We start from the raw sequence: 13,057 nt of genomic DNA, 5'->3' as shown, positions 1-13,057 counted from the left end.
TTAAATCACTCCAATTCGTATTTTTGGGTATGTCAAAGAACAGTTGGTAGAAAATAGTACGTATGTTCCGGGTATACACGCTTACGTTTTCGTGTATAATGAATCTAACAATTATTTTGCAAGCAACCGGGGTGGGGACCCCGGCCGTATGAGCGCCTTTGGGGAAAGGTGCTTTTTTATTTGCTCAAGGAACCGATAGATAATTCTTTAACAATCGTTGTGTAAATCTCTTTTAATCGTGCATCAGATTCAATTACGTCCATCTTTGTAGTTTGATTAATCTTTGTTTTTGTAGCTCCGTTTTCGGATAGCCGTTCTTTCAGGTTCGTTAGCCTAACGTTCAGATTGCAACGGCCTCTTTCTTCTAGCTTTTGATAGCTGTCATTCCTTAACTCTCGGTATTCTCCACCTAGCCTAGAAGCTGCTTGATTCAACATTGAGTTAATTGATTTTCTCCAATTGCTATCACGTTGCAAGAAGGTTTCTTGAATGACATTTACCGTTGTCTTTACTTCTGATAGTTGGCGTTTTGTTTCCAGGCTTTCGATTTGAACTTTAGCGACTCCATCAAAGAGGTGCTTAAACATTTGTAATTCTGGGCCGAGCATAGAAACATCAATGGTTTGTTCTTTCATTCTGTAGTATTCGTCAACCAACATTTCATAAGCTTCCCAAGCTTTGTCAGTATTGAGTGATTTAGCGTGCATCCAAGCACCTTTTTCGGTCCAAAGATAAATAACAGGAGCAAATTTAAGGTTCCCCGAAATTTTCGTGGTAGCTTTAAAATTTTTTAGTTCTTCATCTTTTAGTTCAAAATAATGTTTTCCTAGTGTGTAACGCTTCCTGTTATTTTGAAAGTTATCATTAATATGTTTGGCATCAGTTTTGTAAGACTCTGCTAATTGCAATGTTGTTAATACACGTTGTCCTCGATGTTCAATAACCGTTAAATTATTCATTCGCACCCTCCACTATAAATTTTGTTTAGAAAATAAAGGTAACCATTGTAATCTTGTTGTTTCAAAATTGATAAAAACGTTATAGTTTCATCAATCGCGATCCACCAGTTTAGTTCATGCGTTTCGTAAAACGTATCTGAATCCATGTTTACAGCGTCAATGAATAATTGAGTTATATTCTTTTTCAGTGTGCTTCCGGCTAAATTTACATATTGGTCTAATGATTTCTTCTTTTCATCTGTTACATTTGTTTGCAACACTAGCCATTCTAAACCGTTAATTCCTAGCTTCAATTTGTCGCATAATAGTGCGTGTTCCATTTTGTAGCAAGCTTCTATCCTTTTTTGTAAGTCATCTGAATCATTCAACTTAACTATTTTCATTAGCATCCTCCTTTAATAACTTGGCGAAACCAAAACCACAGGACTGTTAACGAAAGAAATTGTAGCTATTTCCTGATAAGATACAGAAACAGTTTCGTTTTTTGATTCATCAAAAACAGAGTGTTTCTTAGTGATGTTTTCACCTTTAAGCTCAGTGATTTCGATGCCTCCAAACTCCACCATATCATCCATTTGAATATCATCAGCATATTGAGTGAAGAAAAACATAATCGCTTCTTTTGCGTTACTTGCAGCAATAATTTCTGCGCCTTCACTATGACTAAATTTAAAAATCTTAGCTTTCATCCAAATCCTCCTTAGATTGCTTGTCCATTATCACGAGGGTCGTATTCTATCAACTCTTCTAACGGACATTCAAAGTAATCGCAAAGCTTTGTCAGCGTATCTACATGAGGCTTATAAGATAAGTCCTCTTTGTAGAGTTTTCCGAGAACCGGGCGACTAATGCCAGTCTCTTTACTTAGCTGATGAATGGATCGGACTTTCTTTTTCCCCATCAAAGTTGACAGGTGGATTCGTAGTTTTTCCATGTTTCACCTCCAAAGTATTTTTCTTCTTCCACCCACTTATCATGGTAACATATTCGTGCATTTATTGCAACACTTCCGTTACCAAAATAATGTTTAGTATTCCCATATAGTAATACTTGTGTTATACTCTTCTAAAAAAAGGAGAATGATGGGAATGAGTAATAATAAAACTATTAAAAGTAGATTGCATATTCTAATGGGTGAAAGAAAAATTAAGAGTATTCATGAACTCTCTAGGCTTACTGGTATCAGTCGTCCTACTTTAACTCGCCTTTACAATGATGAAAGCGATCGCTTGGACTTCAATACAATCACTACACTTTGTGATTTCTTTAATGTGCCTATTCAAGATTTGCTTGAAATCGTTGAAGTTAAAGAGAGCAAAAAATAATTTTCCAAAATATGATTTTTTTGAAACTCTCACTGTATCCACTCGTATAGTATGGTATAGAAACTACCTAGGTATTTCTCTTATGGTGCCTACTTCTCTATGTGTGATAGAAAGTGTTTCATCATGTCGTATTTTGATTAGCCAGTTGTCAGGATTAAGATTGCACCATTCGATAGATTCGCGTTCACGTCGATTAGGTTTTCTAGGGCGCATAGTTTCACCTCCTTATTCAGTTACATATTTTAGAACTTCGCCAAAACGTAATCTTTGCCACTCTAGCATTTCGAGCATAGCCTCGGGTTGGTCATGGATCTTTCTGTGGCATCCTACGCATACAGTGGCGAGGTTTCTAGGATCGTGTACACCTTGTTTAAAGTTGTATCTACGTGGGTCATAACGACCTTTGGTAATAATGTGGTGTAGCTGTAGGTTGTGAGGATTGCCACATCTAACGCAACATTTGTTATCGCGTTCATACACGAATCGGCGTATATCTTTGGGTATGTCTTTCAAGCGTCTTTTTTTCTTGAGAGCGTGACGAGGTTTGGGGCAAGGATTGAATCCGTACATGGGTTACACCTCTACTCCAAGAGCTTTTAATGCTGCAAGGCATATAGCAAGTGGTGCTGTTTCTGCTTGTACTAGCCAATTGCACCCGATAGGATAATCTATTGAGCAATCCCATTGCTTGTAGAACCCAACGTTTATTTCTGCACCTAGTTGAATGAGTTTTTCTAGTACTTTCCAAGCATCTGCTATATTGGTTGAGTAGTTAGGTAAAGGTTCTCTCGTTTCTTTATTCATTAAGAAATCACCAGAAGGAAAAGTACATCTTCCTTGTTCGTCAAGGTCTGCGTTTTCGATAATGTCACCATCAACAACCCAACCCATAACCTTTTCAGCAACAAGAATATCCAATTCACGGCCTGTTTTCATAGCTATACACCTCCGTTAGATTCGTTTTTAACGCCTTTTACCATGTCTTTAAGGCTGTTAATGGCACTTTCGTATGAGTTAGCTATACCTGTCCATCTGATATAGTCGCCTTCATATTGTGCAGCTTTTTCTAGTTGCTTACCTTTGGCTTTACGACTGAGATATTGACCGTCTACACCTGTCTTGAATAATGCATCGTATTCACCTTTCCTAACGCTCTCGAACATATCTGCTTGGGCTTGTTCAGCCATAGCCTCATGATATTTCTGTAGCTTGCGATAGTGTCCGGCAATAAGAGAGGCGTAAAGTCTAGCACGGCTGTATAGAAGCTCGCACTTACCAAGTTGGAATGTTCCAGCGTTATCTAGGTTAATAGCGTTGATTCTGTTAAGGTAGTCGTTATGGCTTTGTAGATAGTCCCATATACGTTTATCCTCAAGCTCTTTGTATGTGTCTAGGTTTGCTGCTAGTTCGTCCGTTTGCATATGTCACCTCCTAAGGGTTAAAGGAGAGGCTAGGCCCCTCCGTCGGTTTATTTGTCGTTGTATACTTCTTTTACGTAGTTGATGCAATTTGAACAGTAAATTGAATGGTTAAACAGTTCCCACTTATCACCGACTTGATCGGCACATTCTGCACATGTAGCGCAACTTATAGAATGTTTTAAGTGTTCAACCTCATCCAGCAGCCGACGAATGTCTGTAGAAGATTTAGCGATAAAATCTGCATTCATAAAGTCGGCCCTAGTCGCCTCGTCTTTCTCACAAATAGTAATTCCATCTAAGGTATATACATTGATACCGTAAGGACTTCCACTAGCTTCCCATGGCCCTGGCGTAGCAGCTTCTAAACGTTCTCGTATCTCTTTCAACTCTTGTTCGGTCACCCTATCCCCTCCTACCAATTCGGCTGTTCTACTGGCTCAAGATTCTTCCAAAAGCGATCTAGCTCCCTGTCATAAGCTAGTTGCTCCCAGAAGCCAAGCCCCTCACACATAACGCATGTTTTCTTACGTGCTACACCTGTACCCTTGCATCCAGAGCATATGATGCATTCAGTTTTCATGATGCGTTCACTTCCAGTAGTTCGGGATGCTCAAACACGTTACCGATGACTACTAAATTATTGGTGAAATCTAAAGGTGCATAAATTTCTTCCTTCCGTCCTTGTAAATGTTTCTTAGTTTCGTAAGTGAACCAAGCACCTTTAAAATCAATAACACCTAACTGTGAATAACCTTCATATTTGTTGTAATCAATAATTCCCCCTCCATCATCTCTATTGGGTATATAAGTGTCTTCTTCCCAAGTGCGAACAATATCCCCTTCATAAATCTCCTTACCGTTCTTATCCTTCAGTCCGGTGTACTCAGAAACTTTCAACTTACGCTCGATAACATCATCAATACTTTTGAATCCATAGCTTACTGATTCATACGTAACACCTATTAGACAACCGTTTTCAAGATATGTGTGAAACGAATATCGCCCAACACTTTCACCTTCTTGTTTGCCATACCAAAACCGATTGTTTCGCTCGTCCCAAAAACGAACCTTGATTTCTCGCATATCACACCTCTTCCTTCGTTGTTAAGCATAAGCAAGTATGATTTATAGCCATTCGTATTAACATTTGATCGCGTTCGTCTAACGCTACATTGTGTATAGTTTTTCCTAGTAATCTTACAAAGTCGTCATAGATTTCGAGATTGTTCATTTTGGCCCCCTAAAGGTGATTTAGAATGGTAGATCGTCGTCTGAGATATCAATAGGCTTGCCACTAAACGGACTGTCTGAGTTGCTAGGATAGCCTGTGTTGCTGTTTGATTGGTTGCCTTGTGTATTTCCACCCGAAAGGAATTGGACGTTTTCTGCCACGATTTCAGTAACGTAGACGCGACGACCTTCTTTATTCTCGTAGTTTCGCACTTGGATTCTACCTTCTACTGCTGCTTGTTTCCCTTTTGATAGATATTGCGCTGATGATTCGGCTGTTTTACCGAATACGACGATAGGAAGGAAGTCAGTTTCACGTTCTCCTTGCTGATTAGTGGTACGACGGTCTACGGCTAGGGTAAAAGTGGTTACGGCTGTACCTGATTGGGTGTAGCGCATCTCAGGATCTTTTGTAAGACGGCCTAAAACGATTGCACGATTAAGCATGTTGTTTATCCTCCTTAAATTCCCTGGTATATATTTTCTTTAGAATTTCAGTAACGTTGACATGTTCATCATAAACATACAGGTCATCGCCTCGATATTCTCTGTAAAGCTCAAGTGCAGCTTGAATCACTTCCAGTTCTTTTGGTTCAAACATTGGTTACCCCCCTATTTTCTATATTGGTGCTGATGCTGTAGTGTGTATTGCTTGCCTTCAATCGCAATGACGGTAGGTTCTCCCTTTTTCCGTTTGATAACAGTGACTTCGGCTTTGAACTTATCCGGCATAGTACGCTATGCCCCTTTCTGTTCGTTAATCACTTCGGCCCCCATCTTTTCCTCTAACTGCTTGGTCAGGATTTGATCTACCTCTTCAACCGTTTTTCCTTCTAACATCTGATTGAAGAACCACTTATTAAGCACCTCCGGCTTTCCTCCGATAAGCTCCCACTTGGATTTAATTGCTGCTGTGGGTTCGGGAGGCGTTGCATCCGGCTGAGTTGATTGTTCATCCGGTTTTGCTCCTTTTGGCAAAGCCCATGCAGGTAATGAAGGCTTACGTTTGATTTTGTAGCTATGTCCGGCGGGTTCGATTTCAACCCAGTTCTTAGGTAGTTTATAGAGATAGCGTCCGATTCCCCACTGATAAGCAGCACGTTTCATACTGTCTGATAAGCCACCTTTTATTGCTTCTTGGTTGGAATCGTCTGCACCATCCCACTTAGTAATCCATTCGTCCTCAAATTTGATAGAGATACCACATAACTGCGAACCTTGTTTCCACTCTTTGAATTGATTCTGCCAACCAAACGGGCCGAACACTTCATCTAACCGATTCTGTATGGCTCTGTTTGTAACATAGGCTAGGGCTAGCCCTTTCGTTTTATCCTTGTTTGTGGAGCCGACACGCCACTCTATATCTTCTTGAGGGAATGGCGCTTGTAATGCCTCCATAATTGATTTAGTATCCATTTGTTAAACCTCCCTTGCTATATCCGTAAAGCATCCGTGACAAGCGTATTTTGAGCCTTTAATGTGGTGCTTGCGTTCGCTCTTTTCAATTGGAACGTTGCAGATAGCGCACTCAGCGAATACGTAGGGATTGGGTTGATTGGAGTGTTGCACCCGGTATCACCTGCCCCTCTTTTAGTGCCTCATATAGCCTTGTTTTATCTACCTTAGGAGGTTGAGGGATAAGCCATTCATCTGCAATTTTCGTTTCGTCCACCACTACACTAGGTTTGTTGTTCTGCAAGCTCACTGTGAGTAGAGAGCCTTTTACTTTGGTTAATCCGGCGTTCTGTAGTGTTGTAGAGGTGTAAGTCTTAAGTCGTTCTATATCAGCTTCTAGGGCCTTTCTGCGTTCTGCAAGGCGCTTTTCTTCGTCTTTGATTGCTTTGACTTGAGCGTCAGTGGTTTTGATTACCTTGGCGATATTCTCAACCTTTGTGTCGATTTTGTCCTCAAGCTGTTCAAGGGCTACGCTGAAATCTTGTCCCTCTTCGATTGCTTCGAGTAAGGATTGATAGGCTTCTGCCATTTCATATAGTTTCATGCGTTCACTCCTTCAATCTTGATACCGTAGGCATTGAGCGTATCTCGTACCCCTTGCCTATATGCATTGCCATAATTAGAATATGGTTGACGCGCTTTATATTCACTCAGTACCTTTTCTTCTGGCGTCGGCTCTAATTCGTAGTCATTTACGAGGGCCTTAAGAAGAACATCACCGTTTCTGCCACTATTTCCGAATGAGAACTTACGCAAAGTCTTATGAGCCTCAGATACATGCTTTGAATGTCCCCATCTTTCATGAGCTAGGGAGCATATGATTTCAAAGGTTGTGATTTCTGCATTTTTCAGTGTTTTAATCGCTTCCGCCACTTCTTTCGGCAACTTCACTTTATCCATTCGCTTTCCCTCCGTTTTGTGCTATACTGACCGTAACGTTTTTTCTTTTCTGTGCCCTGTTGGTAGCAGGGCATTTTTATATTTCATAGGTTTCGTGCATCTTCAACACTGCTTGCATAGCTGTTGCGTACCCTGCTTCGAATGAGGCACTTAAGCTATCATCTGCCTCTATGTTTTTGCGTTGTGCTACTTTAGCAGATTCAAGCGACCGTTTGATTTCCTCTAACATGAGCTTGTCCACGTTATCACCTCCTAAGATGGCTTGTACCATTGGTTGTACATACTCCCATATCTCTTCTGCTGCATCACCTCCTATAAGGTTGTCTAAGGTTTGAAGATAGAATGTAAAGTCAAACTTTGTTCTACCTGCTTGCCAGAACGTTTCTGCCACTTCCCATGCTATTTGTTCAATGGCATCCAAGGCATTTTGTCCACCCTTCGGTTAAGATTCCAGTAAGTAAGAATAGAGAGGCTATGATGCAACCGAGTAAGAAGACTTGAAGATTACTTTTCATTTTTGCGCCCTTTTGCTTTTATATTTCTGATATAGGATGGAATCAGGTGTTTATTAAGAGCTCGAACAAATAAATATTCTGGTGGTTTGATTTTCTTCAATGGTTTAATTGATTTTTCGTTTGATGATTCATTTTCCATAAAGACACCTCGTTTATTTGATAGGATTTTCCTTTGTCGAATTATGGTATGTCAGAAGAACCTAGGCTTTTGGAGATTCTTCTAAATACATATACAAAGGAGAAAGACATATGAAACGGATTCCTAAAACACCAATTGAAAGTTTTGTTTTGTCCTTTCTAGCGTTTTGGTTGCTCACTCAACCATCGGATCAAAAATTCTCTTGTTTCCTTTGCTGGAAAGAGCCACTTTGATCCAACTTTGTGTTTTGGGAACCGAGGATCAAAAAAGAATTGATCTTGAATCGTGTTCCATGATAGACAAGTCCGTCTTTTCAATTCTGATGTGTCCCAAAATACAAAATCTACATCAACTTCTTTAATTAGTTCAGCTACTTTTTGTTTGCAAAGTTCCCGAACTTCCGATTCGTCGATATCGACATTGATACTTACCAAACCATTCATGAAACATTTGCCTCCTGTTCTGTAAGAGGTAACAACCCTTCCTTGCATTTAGTTAGTAGTTTGTAATTGTTTCGGTTGGTTTCCTTTTTGTTCAAACTTGTATTTCCGTCATTTTAGTCAAAAAATTAAGGTCTAATTGTAAATAAGTAGCTAAAACCACTAACGTTGTTACACTGGGCATATATCTACCCTTCTCGATATCGGCGATATAACTTCTAGATAAGCCTGTTAAATTAGATAATTGCTGTTGGGTTAAGTTTTTATTTTTTCTTCCTTGTGAAATAACTAAACCCAATGCTTCTCTCTTAATACATACTTGCATTTCCGTCACCTCCTTGAATTAATGATAAGTATTTCCGTCCAATTTGTAAAAGTGTAATATGGAGCAAATAAGCTCAAATAGCAATATTTTCAAGCAAATAGCTTGCTATTACGTCAAAATACTCATTTTTACTTGTTTTTCCGTCATTTTATGAATTGTATATCCGACCTTTCATGGGTATACTAACACTAAAGACGTCGTAATAACCGACTAATGATAAGGAGGTGTGCATTATGATTGTTGGTGAAAATATTAAGAAGTTCAGAAAAAGAGAAAAAATGACTCAAAACGAGTTGGCTAAAAAATCAAAGATCTCTAGGTCCTATTTAGCCGATGTTGAAAACGGAAGATACAATCCGAGTATCGATACTTTAAAATCAATTGCTTCTGCTCTTAATGTCGGGATTAGCGAGTTAATGGGTGAAGATAATTCCAAGCACAGTAAAGATGAAAATTTAGATGATGATTACCGTAAAATCGAAAGGTTTGCTCGAAAAGTAAATTCAAAGGACAGAAAAAAGGCAATTACAATTCTTGAGGCAGCATTTGAAGACGCATTCGAGGATGATGAAGACGAAGATGATAACCTATAGACCGAATTATCAACGTGCTGAAAAGGCAGCATACAATTTATTAGAAAGTAGTAAAGTAAACGCACTACCAGTCAAAGTAAAGAAACTCGCAAGACGATTTCCAAATCTTAAAATCAAATCATATTCTTGGTTCGGTGATAAGTACGGCATGGATATCGATGAAGTATGTGAGTTTGCTGATAGTTCCGAAGGCTGCTGTTACTATAAGAAATCAGAACACAAATATCTAATTTTGTATAACGACACAATTGACAATGCAGGAAGAATCCGGTGGACAATCGCACATGAATTAGGTCATTTTATTCTTAGACATAATGAGATAACTGATAAAACTATCATTGCAAGAAATTCATTAAGTAAACATGAGTATGATGCCTTTGAAAAAGAAGCTAACTGTTTCGCAAGAACACTATTGGCCCCTCCTAAGGTAATTACAGCATTAGGTAAAATAGATATTCCTTTGCTCTCTGACTTATGTCTTATCTCAATAGAGGCTGCCTCAAATGTTTTAAACTTTATTAACAGGGGATTTGAGATGGGAAGGAGACATGTTGCTAAGTCTTGGGCAATGGACCTTTTTAAAGATTTTATTCTAGAGCATAGGTACGGGATGAAATGTTTAGAGTGTAACTATTATTTTGTTCTAAAAACCGTTAAATTTTGTCCAGTATGCGGGACGGAAGATTTAACAAAAGAGAAAGGAAGCAATACGATGATATATTCACAAGTTGAACTCAATGAACTCCATACGGCTATTCAATGCCCTAGATGTGGAAACGAAAATATTTTGGGAGACTATTGTCAGATTTGTGGTTCCTATTTAGTTAATATGTGTACTGGTTTTTCTGAAGAAGGCGTAGGAGAACCATATCAAGGTCATTGGCATGAGTTAGATAATGGTTGCGGGGAATTATTGAGTGGAGATGCTAGATTTTGCACCAAATGCGGCTCTACATCTACTTTCTATGAATTAGGAATACTAAAGAATTGGAAAGACGAAAAGGAAAATATGAAATTAAGAGAAGAACTCCCATTTTAGTAACTTTATATTTTTTAGCCGCAAAGCGGCTTTTTATACTCTAATTAACGAACGTATATTCTTGTTTAGGGAGGAGTTTAAGTGGCATATTTCCGTAAACGCGGTGCAAATTGGGAATACCGTATCAAGTATGTAGATCGGAAGACCGGAAAAACAAGAGAAAAAACAAAAGGGGGATTCAGAACTAAGAAAGAGGCACAAATCGCAGCAGCAGAAGAGGAAACCAACATCAATTATTTTGGATTTGGTGAAAACGGAAGTGAAAAAGTTGAGAAATATTTTAATCAATGGTTAGAGATTTACAAGAAGCCTTTTGTTAAACCGATTACTTACTCCGTTCAGGAACGGAACGTTCGACTTAACATCCTACCTCGATGGGGAAATTATCAGCTAAAAGATATAACTAGGTCAGATTATCAGAAGTGGATTAATGAACTACGAGAGCGATATAGCGAAGGTACAGTTCGAAGGATACACAGTATCATGAGTAGCGCTTTATTTGATGCTGTTCATGAGTTTCACATTATAAGAGAAAACCCTATCCAAAAAATCAAAATACCAAAAGATAATGAAAAGTCCAGTAAAATCAGTTATTTTACACGAGAACAATTATCCTTATTCCTTAACACGGTTAAGGAGCCTATGAAGAAAGCGAAATACCAAGCATCCATTCAGTATTATGTGCTATTCTCTCTTCTAGCACGTACAGGCCTGCGAATCGGAGAGGCTTTAGCCTTAACCTGGGATGACATTGATCTGGATGAGAAAAAACTAACTGTCAATAAAACTCTAGTCTATCCTTTAAACTCAACCCCGTACCTATCCACACCGAAATCTAAAAAGAGTGATCGTGTAGTTAAGCTGGACGATGCAACTATAAAACTTATGAAACGACACAAGATCAATCAAAAGGAAGTTTACTTACGTTACAAAAACTACAAGGCGACAACTGAGAACATTATCTTTCACCAACAGGACGGACGTTGGCTCCGAACAAATGTAGTACGTGAATACTTTAAAGCTGTATGTAAGCGGGCAAGCTTACCTGTACTCTCCCCTCATGCGCTACGACACACCCATGCTGTCCATCTACTGGAAGCGGGCGCAAATATAAAATACGTGTCCGAGCGACTTGGGCATGCAAGCGTAAAAGTCACAGCAGACACGTATTTGCACATTACTAAAAAGATTGAAGATGACGCTTTAGCTCTGTATGAGCAATATGTCGACATCTAAAAGGGGGCAAAAAGGGGGCAAACGCCATTTTCAAGCACTTACCCCCTTGATATATAAAGGTTATCCGATACTACCTTCCATTTCGAACTGGATAAGGCGGTTCATTTCCACCGCGTATTCCATCGGTAATTCTTTCGTAAACGGCTCAATAAAGCCCATGATAATCATTTGTGTAGCCTCATCTTCCTTAAGACCACGACTCATCAAATAGAATAACTGTTCTTCACTCACTTTGGACACAGTTGCTTCATGCTCAAGTGTAATGTTGTTATTCAGAATTTCATTGTATGGAATCGTATCGGAAGTAGACAGCTTATCAAGGATAATCGTGTCGCATTTTACGTTGGACTTGGAGCCTTCAGATTTGCGTCCGAAGTTAGCTAAGCCACGGTATGTGACCTTACCGCCGTGTTTACTAATACTCTTCGATACGATGGTTGAGCTACATTCCGGTGCTAGATGAACCATCTTGGCGCCTGCATCCTGATGCTGGCCTTTACCGGCTACAGCAATGGAGATAACGACACCTTTCGCGCGTGGTCCTTTCATAATAACCGCCGGATATTTCATCGTCAGCTTACTTCCGATGTTACCATCGATCCATTCCATCGTCGCGTCTTCTTCCGCCACGGCACGCTTCGTAACCAGGTTATATACGTTACTGGACCAGTTTTGAATTGTCGTATAGCGGCAACGTGCACCTTTCTTCACGATAATCTCAACAACCGCGCTATGCAATGAATCTGTGCTGTAAATCGGCGCTGTACAGCCTTCTACATAGTGAACGAAGCTGTCTTCATCAGCAATAATCAATGTTCTTTCGAATTGCCCCATGTTTTCGGAGTTGATACGGAAGTATGCTTGCAACGGTGTTTCGCATTTAATGCCCTTCGGCACATAGATAAAGCTTCCGCCCGACCATACAGCGCTATTCAACGCTGCAAACTTGTTATCTGTCGGAGGTATTACCGTGCTGAAGTATTCCTTTACGATATCTGGATGCTCACGCACAGCAGTATCCATATCACAGAAGATAACGCCCATCTCTTCGAGGTCTTCCTGCATATTATGGTACACAACTTCAGATTCATACTGCGCCGACACACCGGCCAGGAATTTCTGTTCAGCTTCCGGAATTCCAAGACGGTCGAATGTGTTCTTAATTTCTTCCGGCACTTCATCCCAACTACGTCCCGCCTTTTCAGACGGCTTAACATAGTATGTGATGCTATTGAAATCCAATTCTGTCAAATCGCCGCCCCAGCTTGGCATCGGCATGCTTTGGAAGAGTTCCAAAGATTTCAGACGAAAATCCAGCATCCATTGTTCTTCGCCTTTCATGCGGGAGATTTCTTCCACAATTTCTTTCGTTAATCCTTTTTTCGCACGGAAGACCGAAATGTCCTTGTCATGAAACCCATATTGATATTCTGAGGATAGCTCAGGTGCTTTTTTGCTCATTCTCATTTCCTCCTTGCTA

Annotated in this window: 25 protein-coding genes; 4 read left to right on the top strand and 21 right to left on the bottom strand. The window is 39.7% G+C overall.

All coding sequences use genetic code 11. From position 1 onward, the window contains the following. Window positions 1-176: 176 nt before the first annotated feature. From AF333_RS04525 to AF333_RS04510, 4 genes are read right to left on the bottom strand one after another with little or no spacing between them, the layout of a single operon-like run. Window positions 177-959 carry an ORF6N domain-containing protein gene (locus AF333_RS04525; protein ID WP_043065061.1) on the bottom strand — a complete coding sequence of 261 codons (783 nt, stop codon included), beginning with the start codon at window positions 957-959 and terminating at the stop codon, window positions 177-179. Then, window positions 956-1,342: a hypothetical protein gene (locus AF333_RS04520; protein ID WP_043065062.1), complete on the bottom strand. Its 387-nt coding sequence runs from the start codon at window positions 1,340-1,342 to the stop codon at window positions 956-958. The genes AF333_RS04525 and AF333_RS04520 overlap by 4 nt, the downstream gene beginning before the upstream one ends. Window positions 1,343-1,354: 12 nt before the next feature. Continuing rightward, a complete protein-coding gene (locus tag AF333_RS04515; protein WP_043065063.1) occupies window positions 1,355-1,648 on the bottom strand; it encodes a hypothetical protein in 294 nt (97 codons plus the stop codon). A gap of 11 nt (window positions 1,649-1,659) precedes the next feature. Then, entirely contained in the window at window positions 1,660-1,893 is a 234-nt protein-coding gene (locus tag AF333_RS04510; RefSeq protein ID WP_043065064.1) for a helix-turn-helix domain-containing protein, read from the bottom strand. A 154-nt stretch (window positions 1,894-2,047) separates the two neighbouring features. On the opposite strand from AF333_RS04510, the gene AF333_RS04505 reads away from it, so the two are divergent. Beyond that, the gene (locus AF333_RS04505; RefSeq protein ID WP_043065065.1) at window positions 2,048-2,284 is read left to right on the top strand and encodes a helix-turn-helix domain-containing protein; all 237 of its coding nucleotides are present in this window, start codon (window positions 2,048-2,050) and stop codon (window positions 2,282-2,284) included. Window positions 2,285-2,347: 63 nt separating this feature from the next. On the opposite strand, the gene AF333_RS37315 is transcribed toward AF333_RS04505, so the two are convergent. The 16 genes from AF333_RS37315 to AF333_RS04445 form a co-directional block, all read right to left on the bottom strand. After that, window positions 2,348-2,497, bottom strand: a complete 150-nt coding sequence (locus tag AF333_RS37315) for a DUF6906 family protein (RefSeq protein ID WP_170206985.1) — start codon at window positions 2,495-2,497, stop codon at window positions 2,348-2,350. A gap of 12 nt (window positions 2,498-2,509) precedes the next feature. Then, window positions 2,510-2,854 carry an HNH endonuclease gene (locus tag AF333_RS37310; RefSeq protein ID WP_043065066.1) on the bottom strand — a complete coding sequence of 115 codons (345 nt, stop codon included), beginning with the start codon at window positions 2,852-2,854 and terminating at the stop codon, window positions 2,510-2,512. A gap of 3 nt (window positions 2,855-2,857) precedes the next feature. Then, the gene (locus tag AF333_RS04495; protein WP_043065067.1) at window positions 2,858-3,220 is read right to left on the bottom strand and encodes a BC1872 family protein; all 363 of its coding nucleotides are present in this window, start codon (window positions 3,218-3,220) and stop codon (window positions 2,858-2,860) included. Window positions 3,221-3,222: 2 nt separating this feature from the next. Beyond that, on the bottom strand, window positions 3,223-3,705 hold the full coding sequence (locus AF333_RS04490; protein ID WP_043065068.1) for a hypothetical protein: 483 nt from the start codon (window positions 3,703-3,705) through the stop codon (window positions 3,223-3,225). Window positions 3,706-3,752: 47 nt separating this feature from the next. Next, window positions 3,753-4,124: a hypothetical protein gene (locus tag AF333_RS04485; protein ID WP_235496093.1), complete on the bottom strand. Its 372-nt coding sequence runs from the start codon at window positions 4,122-4,124 to the stop codon at window positions 3,753-3,755. After that, window positions 4,118-4,285, bottom strand: a complete 168-nt coding sequence (locus tag AF333_RS33410) for a hypothetical protein (protein WP_158502358.1) — start codon at window positions 4,283-4,285, stop codon at window positions 4,118-4,120. The genes AF333_RS04485 and AF333_RS33410 overlap by 7 nt, the downstream gene beginning before the upstream one ends. Continuing rightward, window positions 4,282-4,788, bottom strand: coding sequence for a YopX family protein (locus AF333_RS04480; RefSeq protein WP_043065070.1), 507 nt, complete (start codon window positions 4,786-4,788; stop codon window positions 4,282-4,284). Before AF333_RS04480 ends, AF333_RS33410 begins: the two co-directional genes overlap by 4 nt. Window positions 4,789-4,956: 168 nt before the next feature. Continuing rightward, window positions 4,957-5,382 carry a single-stranded DNA-binding protein gene (locus AF333_RS04475; protein WP_043065071.1) on the bottom strand — a complete coding sequence of 142 codons (426 nt, stop codon included), beginning with the start codon at window positions 5,380-5,382 and terminating at the stop codon, window positions 4,957-4,959. Next, the gene (locus tag AF333_RS33405) at window positions 5,375-5,536 is read right to left on the bottom strand and encodes a hypothetical protein (RefSeq protein WP_158502360.1); all 162 of its coding nucleotides are present in this window, start codon (window positions 5,534-5,536) and stop codon (window positions 5,375-5,377) included. The genes AF333_RS04475 and AF333_RS33405 overlap by 8 nt, the downstream gene beginning before the upstream one ends. Window positions 5,537-5,673: 137 nt before the next feature. Beyond that, entirely contained in the window at window positions 5,674-6,351 is a 678-nt protein-coding gene (locus AF333_RS04470; RefSeq protein ID WP_043065072.1) for a Rad52/Rad22 family DNA repair protein, read from the bottom strand. A gap of 112 nt (window positions 6,352-6,463) precedes the next feature. Further along, window positions 6,464-6,934 (bottom strand): siphovirus Gp157 family protein, encoded by a 471-nt coding sequence (locus AF333_RS04465; protein WP_043065073.1) that lies wholly within the window; start codon window positions 6,932-6,934, stop codon window positions 6,464-6,466. Further along, a complete protein-coding gene (locus AF333_RS04460; RefSeq protein ID WP_043065074.1) occupies window positions 6,931-7,290 on the bottom strand; it encodes a hypothetical protein in 360 nt (119 codons plus the stop codon). Before AF333_RS04460 ends, AF333_RS04465 begins: the two co-directional genes overlap by 4 nt. 76 nt (window positions 7,291-7,366) lie before the next feature. Then, window positions 7,367-7,711 (bottom strand): hypothetical protein, encoded by a 345-nt coding sequence (locus AF333_RS04455; RefSeq protein WP_043065075.1) that lies wholly within the window; start codon window positions 7,709-7,711, stop codon window positions 7,367-7,369. Window positions 7,712-7,794: 83 nt separating this feature from the next. Beyond that, window positions 7,795-7,944 carry a hypothetical protein gene (locus tag AF333_RS33400; protein ID WP_158502362.1) on the bottom strand — a complete coding sequence of 50 codons (150 nt, stop codon included), beginning with the start codon at window positions 7,942-7,944 and terminating at the stop codon, window positions 7,795-7,797. A 158-nt stretch (window positions 7,945-8,102) separates the two neighbouring features. Next, window positions 8,103-8,387 carry a group-specific protein gene (locus AF333_RS04450; protein ID WP_043065076.1) on the bottom strand — a complete coding sequence of 95 codons (285 nt, stop codon included), beginning with the start codon at window positions 8,385-8,387 and terminating at the stop codon, window positions 8,103-8,105. A 91-nt stretch (window positions 8,388-8,478) separates the two neighbouring features. Beyond that, on the bottom strand, window positions 8,479-8,709 hold the full coding sequence (locus tag AF333_RS04445; protein WP_043065077.1) for a helix-turn-helix domain-containing protein: 231 nt from the start codon (window positions 8,707-8,709) through the stop codon (window positions 8,479-8,481). Between the two features lie 233 nt (window positions 8,710-8,942). Here AF333_RS04445 and AF333_RS04440 point away from each other — a divergent pair, with 233 nt between their 5' ends. The 3 genes from AF333_RS04440 to AF333_RS04430 all read left to right on the top strand — a co-directional run bounded on the left by AF333_RS04440 (window position 8,943) and on the right by AF333_RS04430 (window position 11,577). After that, window positions 8,943-9,302, top strand: a complete 360-nt coding sequence (locus AF333_RS04440) for a helix-turn-helix domain-containing protein (RefSeq protein ID WP_052811942.1) — start codon at window positions 8,943-8,945, stop codon at window positions 9,300-9,302. Further along, complete coding sequence (locus AF333_RS04435; protein WP_235356619.1) at window positions 9,289-10,341, top strand: ImmA/IrrE family metallo-endopeptidase; 1,053 nt, start codon at window positions 9,289-9,291, stop codon at window positions 10,339-10,341. Before AF333_RS04440 ends, AF333_RS04435 begins: the two co-directional genes overlap by 14 nt. 81 nt (window positions 10,342-10,422) lie before the next feature. Next, window positions 10,423-11,577: a site-specific integrase gene (locus tag AF333_RS04430; RefSeq protein WP_043065079.1), complete on the top strand. Its 1,155-nt coding sequence runs from the start codon at window positions 10,423-10,425 to the stop codon at window positions 11,575-11,577. 60 nt (window positions 11,578-11,637) lie between these two features. Here AF333_RS04430 and sufB read toward each other — a convergent pair whose 3' ends face one another. Then, on the bottom strand, window positions 11,638-13,038 hold the full coding sequence (sufB, locus tag AF333_RS04425; protein WP_043065080.1) for a Fe-S cluster assembly protein SufB: 1,401 nt from the start codon (window positions 13,036-13,038) through the stop codon (window positions 11,638-11,640). Window positions 13,039-13,057: the final 19 nt, after the last annotated feature.

It is taken from the genome of Aneurinibacillus migulanus (assembly GCF_001274715.1).
Taxonomy (GTDB): Bacteria; Bacillota; Bacilli; order Aneurinibacillales; family Aneurinibacillaceae; genus Aneurinibacillus; species Aneurinibacillus migulanus.
Note: the sequence above shows the minus strand (reverse complement) of the source record. Positions and strands in the feature narration are given on the sequence as shown.

Coding starts and splice junctions, on each gene's coding strand:
- AF333_RS33405 (WP_158502360.1), bottom strand. CDS start 5,536: ATGTTTGAACCAAAAGAACTGGAAGTGATTCAAGCTGCACTTGAGCTT.
- AF333_RS04450 (WP_043065076.1), bottom strand. CDS start 8,387: ATGAATGGTTTGGTAAGTATCAATGTCGATATCGACGAATCGGAAGTT.
- AF333_RS04460 (WP_043065074.1), bottom strand. CDS start 7,290: ATGGATAAAGTGAAGTTGCCGAAAGAAGTGGCGGAAGCGATTAAAACA.
- AF333_RS04490 (WP_043065068.1), bottom strand. CDS start 3,705: ATGCAAACGGACGAACTAGCAGCAAACCTAGACACATACAAAGAGCTT.
- AF333_RS04470 (WP_043065072.1), bottom strand. CDS start 6,351: ATGGATACTAAATCAATTATGGAGGCATTACAAGCGCCATTCCCTCAA.
- AF333_RS04505 (WP_043065065.1), top strand. CDS start 2,048: ATGAGTAATAATAAAACTATTAAAAGTAGATTGCATATTCTAATGGGT.
- AF333_RS04515 (WP_043065063.1), bottom strand. CDS start 1,648: ATGAAAGCTAAGATTTTTAAATTTAGTCATAGTGAAGGCGCAGAAATT.
- AF333_RS33400 (WP_158502362.1), bottom strand. CDS start 7,944: ATGGAAAATGAATCATCAAACGAAAAATCAATTAAACCATTGAAGAAA.
- AF333_RS04480 (WP_043065070.1), bottom strand. CDS start 4,788: ATGCGAGAAATCAAGGTTCGTTTTTGGGACGAGCGAAACAATCGGTTT.
- sufB (WP_043065080.1), bottom strand. CDS start 13,038: ATGAGCAAAAAAGCACCTGAGCTATCCTCAGAATATCAATATGGGTTT.
- AF333_RS04510 (WP_043065064.1), bottom strand. CDS start 1,893: ATGGAAAAACTACGAATCCACCTGTCAACTTTGATGGGGAAAAAGAAA.
- AF333_RS04435 (WP_235356619.1), top strand. CDS start 9,289: ATGATAACCTATAGACCGAATTATCAACGTGCTGAAAAGGCAGCATAC.
- AF333_RS04465 (WP_043065073.1), bottom strand. CDS start 6,934: ATGAAACTATATGAAATGGCAGAAGCCTATCAATCCTTACTCGAAGCA.
- AF333_RS33410 (WP_158502358.1), bottom strand. CDS start 4,285: ATGAAAACTGAATGCATCATATGCTCTGGATGCAAGGGTACAGGTGTA.
- AF333_RS04445 (WP_043065077.1), bottom strand. CDS start 8,709: ATGCAAGTATGTATTAAGAGAGAAGCATTGGGTTTAGTTATTTCACAA.
- AF333_RS04525 (WP_043065061.1), bottom strand. CDS start 959: ATGAATAATTTAACGGTTATTGAACATCGAGGACAACGTGTATTAACA.
- AF333_RS37315 (WP_170206985.1), bottom strand. CDS start 2,497: ATGCGCCCTAGAAAACCTAATCGACGTGAACGCGAATCTATCGAATGG.
- AF333_RS04440 (WP_052811942.1), top strand. CDS start 8,943: ATGATTGTTGGTGAAAATATTAAGAAGTTCAGAAAAAGAGAAAAAATG.
- AF333_RS04475 (WP_043065071.1), bottom strand. CDS start 5,382: ATGCTTAATCGTGCAATCGTTTTAGGCCGTCTTACAAAAGATCCTGAG.
- AF333_RS04520 (WP_043065062.1), bottom strand. CDS start 1,342: ATGAAAATAGTTAAGTTGAATGATTCAGATGACTTACAAAAAAGGATA.
- AF333_RS37310 (WP_043065066.1), bottom strand. CDS start 2,854: ATGTACGGATTCAATCCTTGCCCCAAACCTCGTCACGCTCTCAAGAAA.
- AF333_RS04495 (WP_043065067.1), bottom strand. CDS start 3,220: ATGAAAACAGGCCGTGAATTGGATATTCTTGTTGCTGAAAAGGTTATG.